This is a genomic window from Agromyces sp. NPDC057679 (assembly GCF_042799635.1).
In the GTDB taxonomy this organism is placed as follows: Bacteria; Actinomycetota; Actinomycetes; order Actinomycetales; family Microbacteriaceae; genus Agromyces.
In genome coordinates this window covers 1-5633 of the sequence record NZ_JBHVIK010000008.1, presented here as the reverse complement: position 1 = coordinate 5633, position 5633 = coordinate 1, and the positions used below count along the sequence as shown (strand labels likewise).

3 rRNA genes are annotated in these 5633 nt (G+C 55.8%); all 3 read right to left on the bottom strand.

Features of this window, described 5'->3' with window-relative positions:
* Positions 1-60: 60 nt before the first annotated feature.
* A 5S ribosomal RNA gene (rrf, locus tag ACFVAJ_RS21650) occupies positions 61-177 on the bottom strand.
* Positions 178-364: 187 nt separating this feature from the next.
* Positions 365-3467, bottom strand: a 23S ribosomal RNA gene (locus ACFVAJ_RS21645).
* Positions 3468-3923: 456 nt separating this feature from the next.
* Positions 3924-5452, bottom strand: a 16S ribosomal RNA gene (locus ACFVAJ_RS21640).
* The 16S, 23S and 5S rRNA genes sit together here, the layout of an rRNA operon.
* Between the last annotated feature and the right edge of the window lie 181 nt (positions 5453-5633).

Sequence of the window (5633 nt, the reverse complement as noted above, 5' to 3'; positions counted from 1 at the left end):
TGGTGGTTCGTGTTAAAGGCGAAGAGCCGCCCACGTGGTGGGCGGCTCTTCGTAATGTTTGTCCGGCGGTGTCCTACTCTCCCACAGGGTCCCCCCTGCAGTACCATCGGCGCTGCGAGTCTTAGCTTCCGGGTTCGGAATGTGTCCGGGCGTTTCCCTCGCGCTATGGCCGCCGAAACTCTAGGACCAACGTGGCCACACACGGGGTGTGGGGTTGGTGGTTTCGGTGGACCCCTCACCGTGGTGGGGGTCGTGTTGAATTACGTGTGTTTCCGTCTGAAGGGAACCACAGAGTGGACGCGAGAAATCTCAGGCCACGCACACGGCCTTTACTTGAATGAGTTCAAATCGTGTGAGTGTAGTGATTATCAAGTTATCGGCTTATTAGTACCGGTCAGCTCCGACAGTCGTTAGTCCTGTCTTCCACATCCGGCCTATCAACCCAGTCGTCTGGCTGGGAGCCTCTCCCCCGAAGGGATGGAAATCTCATCTTGAGGCCGGCTTCCCGCTTAGATGCTTTCAGCGGTTATCCATTCCGAACGTAGCTAACCAGCGGTGCTCCTGGCGGAACAACTGGCACACCAGAGGTTCGTCCAACCCGGTCCTCTCGTACTAGGGTCAGATCCTCTCAAATTTCCTGCGCGCGCAGAGGATAGGGACCGAACTGTCTCACGACGTTCTAAACCCAGCTCGCGTACCGCTTTAATGGGCGAACAGCCCAACCCTTGGGACCTACTCCAGCCCCAGGATGCGACGAGCCGACATCGAGGTGCCAAACCATGCCGTCGATATGGACTCTTGGGCAAGATCAGCCTGTTATCCCCGAGGTACCTTTTATCCGTTGAGCGACAGCGCTTCCACAAGCCACTGCCGGATCACTAGTCCCGACTTTCGTCCCTGCTCGACCTGTCAGTCTCACAGTCAAGCTCCCTTGTGCACTTACACTCGCCACCTGATTGCCAACCAGGTTGAGGGAACCTTTGGGCGCCTCCGTTACTTTTTGGGAGGCAACCGCCCCAGTTAAACTACCCACCAGGCACTGTCCCTGAACCGGATCACGGTTCGAAGTTAGATATCCAGAGTGACCAGAGTGGTATTTCAACAATGACTCCACCGACACTAGCGTGCCAGCTTCACAGTCTCCCACCTATCCTACACAAGCCACACCGAACACCAATACCAAGCTGTAGTAAAGGTCACGGGGTCTTTCCGTCCTTCTGCGCGTAACGAGCATCTTTACTCGTAATGCAATTTCGCCGAGTTCGCGGTTGAGACAGCTGGGAAGTCGTTACGCCATTCGTGCAGGTCGGAACTTACCCGACAAGGAATTTCGCTACCTTAGGATGGTTATAGTTACCACCGCCGTTTACTGGGGCTTAAATTCTCAGCTTCGCCTTGCGGCTAACCGGTCCTCTTAACCTTCCAGCACCGGGCAGGCGTCAGTCCGTATACATCGTCTTGCGACTTGGCACGGACCTGTGTTTTTAGTAAACAGTCGCTTCCCACTGGTCTCTGCGGCCTTCAAACGCTTTCGGAGCAAGTCCTAATACGCCTCAGGCCCCCCTTCTCCCGAAGTTACGGGGGCATTTTGCCGAGTTCCTTAACCACGATTCTCTCGATCTCCTTAGTATTCTCTACCTGACCACCTGAGTCGGTTTGGGGTACGGGCGGCTGGAACCTCGCGTCGATGCTTTTCTCGGCAGCATAGGATCACCCACTTTTCATCCGCATCGCGTCTCAGCCTTGATGAGCGACGGATTTGCCTATCGCTCGGCCTACACGCTTGCCCCGGGTCAACCATCGCCCGGGCTGGGCTACCTTCCTGCGTCACACCTGTTAATACGCTCACTCCACCAGATGGGGTCGCATGCCGCCTCACGATCGTCCCCGAAGGGATCCACGCGTCTTGGGATGCTTAGCACTCCTGATTTCATGTGGGCGGTTCTTCGCCGGTACGGGAATATCAACCCGTTGTCCATCGACTACGCCTGTCGGCCTCGCCTTAGGTCCCGACTTACCCAGGGCAGATTAGCTTGACCCTGGAACCCTTGGTCTTCCGGAGGACGGGTTTCTCACCCGTCTTTCGCTACTCATGCCTGCATTCTCACTCGTGTGCCGTCCACGGCTGGTTTCCACCGCCGCTTCACCCGGCACACGACGCTCTCCTACCCATCAACACGGCTGGACCACGAAGGCCTACCACAAATGTCAATGCCACAACTTCGGTGGCGTGCTTGAGCCCCGTTACATTGTCGGCGCGGAATCACTTGACCAGTGAGCTATTACGCACTCTTTCAAGGGTGGCTGCTTCTAAGCCAACCTCCTGGTTGTCTGTGCAACTCCACATCCTTTCCCACTTAGCACGCGCTTAGGGACCTTAGTTGGTGGTCTGGGTTGTTTCCCTCTCGACGATGAAGCTTATCCCCCACCGTCTCACTGCTGCGCTCTCACTTACCGGCATTCGGAGTTTGGCTGACGTCAGTAACCTGTTGAGGCCCATCGGCCATCCAGTAGCTCTACCTCCGGCAAGAAACACGCAACGCTGCACCTAAATGCATTTCGGAGAGAACCAGCTATCACGAAGTTTGATTGGCCTTTCACCCCTATCCACAGCTCATCCCCTCCATTTTCAACTGAAGTGGGTTCGGTCCTCCACGACGTCTTACCGTCGCTTCAACCTGGCCATGGATAGATCACTTCGCTTCGGGTCTAGGACCTGCGACTGAATCGCCCTATTCAGACTCGCTTTCGCTACGGCTGCCCCACACGGGTTAACCTCGCCACAGATCACTAACTCGCAGGCTCATTCTTCAAAAGGCACGCTGTCACCCCAACAAGGAGGCTCCAACGGTTTGTAAGCAAACGGTTTCAGGTACTATTTCACTCCCCTCCCGGGGTACTTTTCACCTTTCCCTCACGGTACTTGTCCGCTATCGGTCATCTGGGAGTATTTAGGCTTATCAGGTGGTCCTGACAGATTCACGCGGGATTTCTCGGGCCCCGCGCTACTTGGGATACCTCTCCGGCCGGCCAGGCATTTCGACTACGGGACTCACACCCACTCCGGTCCGCCTTTCAATGCGGTTCGTCTATACCTGACGCGTCACCGTGACTGCACGGCAGTACAGTCCGAAAGGTCCCACAACCCCGATCATGCAACCCCTGCCGGGTATCACACATGACCGGTTTAGCCTCTTCCGCTTTCGCTCGCCACTACTCACGGAATCACGGTTGTTTTCTCTTCCTGTGGGTACTGAGATGTTTCACTTCCCCACGTTCCCTCTACCCGCCCTATATATTCAGGCGGGAGTCACCAGGTCACCCAAAGGGCCTGGCGGGGTTTCCCCATTCGGAAATCCTCGGATCACAGCTCGTTTATCAGCTCCCCGAGGCTTATCGCAGATTACGACGTCCTTCTTCGGCTCCAGATGCCAAGGCATCCACCGTTTGCTCTTAGAAACTTGAAATCACATGAGTTCGAATCGATCGCGCACCCCGAAGGGTACGAGATTGACCAATGATGAGCCAGACACCACCCGAAGGCGACATCTGACTACACCTTTTGTGATCAACACTCCCGAAGGAGCGTCAATCTAAGATGCTCGCGTCCACTATGTAGTTCTCAACAGACGGCCAGAACCCCCACACCCACCGAATCAGAAACCATCGGCATCGTGAAGGTCTGAAGAAACCATCACCCCCAGGCCGAAACCCAGGAAGTTGTCCGGTCCCTCAGGACCCAACAGCGTGCACGTGCCCGACCGGCCGGCCCCCACCGTTCCAACCCCACAAGTGAGGCGTACTAGGTCTGAACCATTCAGACGAGCACCTATGTCAATGTTCCACCCATGAGCAACCAGCAGACACGTTCGGTCTGATCTGGCGCACTGCGAAAACCCGAAGGCTTCCGAGTTGCTCCTTAGAAAGGAGGTGATCCAGCCGCACCTTCCGGTACGGCTACCTTGTTACGACTTAGTCCTAATCACCGATCCCACCTTCGACGGCTCCCTCCACAAGGGTTAGGCCACCGGCTTCGGGTGTTACCGACTTTCATGACTTGACGGGCGGTGTGTACAAGGCCCGGGAACGTATTCACCGCAGCGTTGCTGATCTGCGATTACTAGCGACTCCGACTTCATGAGGTCGAGTTGCAGACCTCAATCCGAACTGAGACCGGCTTTTTGGGATTCGCTCCGCCTTACGACATCGCAGCCCTTTGTACCGGCCATTGTAGCATGCGTGAAGCCCAAGACATAAGGGGCATGATGATTTGACGTCATCCCCACCTTCCTCCGAGTTGACCCCGGCAGTCTCACATGAGTTCCCACCATTACGTGCTGGCAACATGCGACGAGGGTTGCGCTCGTTGCGGGACTTAACCCAACATCTCACGACACGAGCTGACGACAACCATGCACCACCTGTTCACGAGTGTCCAAAGAGTTGACCATTTCTGGCCCGTTCTCGTGTATGTCAAGCCTTGGTAAGGTTCTTCGCGTTGCATCGAATTAATCCGCATGCTCCGCCGCTTGTGCGGGCCCCCGTCAATTCCTTTGAGTTTTAGCCTTGCGGCCGTACTCCCCAGGCGGGGCGCTTAATGCGTTAGCTACGACACGGAAACCGTGGAAAGGTCCCCACATCTAGCGCCCAACGTTTACGGCGTGGACTACCAGGGTATCTAATCCTGTTCGCTCCCCACGCTTTCGCTCCTCAGCGTCAGTTACGGCCCAGAGAACTGCCTTCGCCATCGGTGTTCCTCCTGATATCTGCGCATTCCACCGCTACACCAGGAATTCCATTCTCCCCTACCGCACTCAAGTCTGCCCGTACCCACTGCAGGCTAGAGGTTGAGCCTCTAGTTTTCACAGCAGACGCGACAAACCGCCTACGAGCTCTTTACGCCCAATAATTCCGGACAACGCTCGGACCCTACGTATTACCGCGGCTGCTGGCACGTAGTTAGCCGGTCCTTTTTCTGCAAGTACCGTCAAGGCCGAAGCCCCTTCTTCCTTACTAAAAGCGGTTTACAACCCGAAGGCCGTCATCCCGCACGCGGCGTTGCTGCATCAGGCTTGCGCCCATTGTGCAATATTCCCCACTGCTGCCTCCCGTAGGAGTCTGGGCCGTGTCTCAGTCCCAGTGTGGCCGGTCACCCTCTCAGGCCGGCTACCCGTCGACGCCTTGGTGAGCCATTACCTCACCAACAAGCTGATAGGCCGCGAGTCCATCCCAGACCGAAAAACTTTCCACCCCAGATCATGCGATCCGAGGTCCTATCCGGTATTAGACGTCGTTTCCAACGCTTATCCCAGAGTCCAGGGCAGGTTACTCACGTGTTACTCACCCGTTCGCCACTAATCCACCAGAGCAAGCTCCAGCTTCATCGTTCGACTTGCATGTGTTAAGCACGCCGCCAGCGTTCGTCCTGAGCCAGGATCAAACTCTCCAAAAAAAATGGTTCCCAACACCCGAAAGTGCCAGGGAGTTCAATCTCTGACAGAGAAACAACTGACTCGAAAATCAAATTGTCCATCAATCAAAGGAATCCCGTCATCCGAAGATGACCGGGGTTCAATAAATTGGCATTGAACATAGTGCACGCTGTTGAGTTCTCAAGGAACGGACGCACCCGA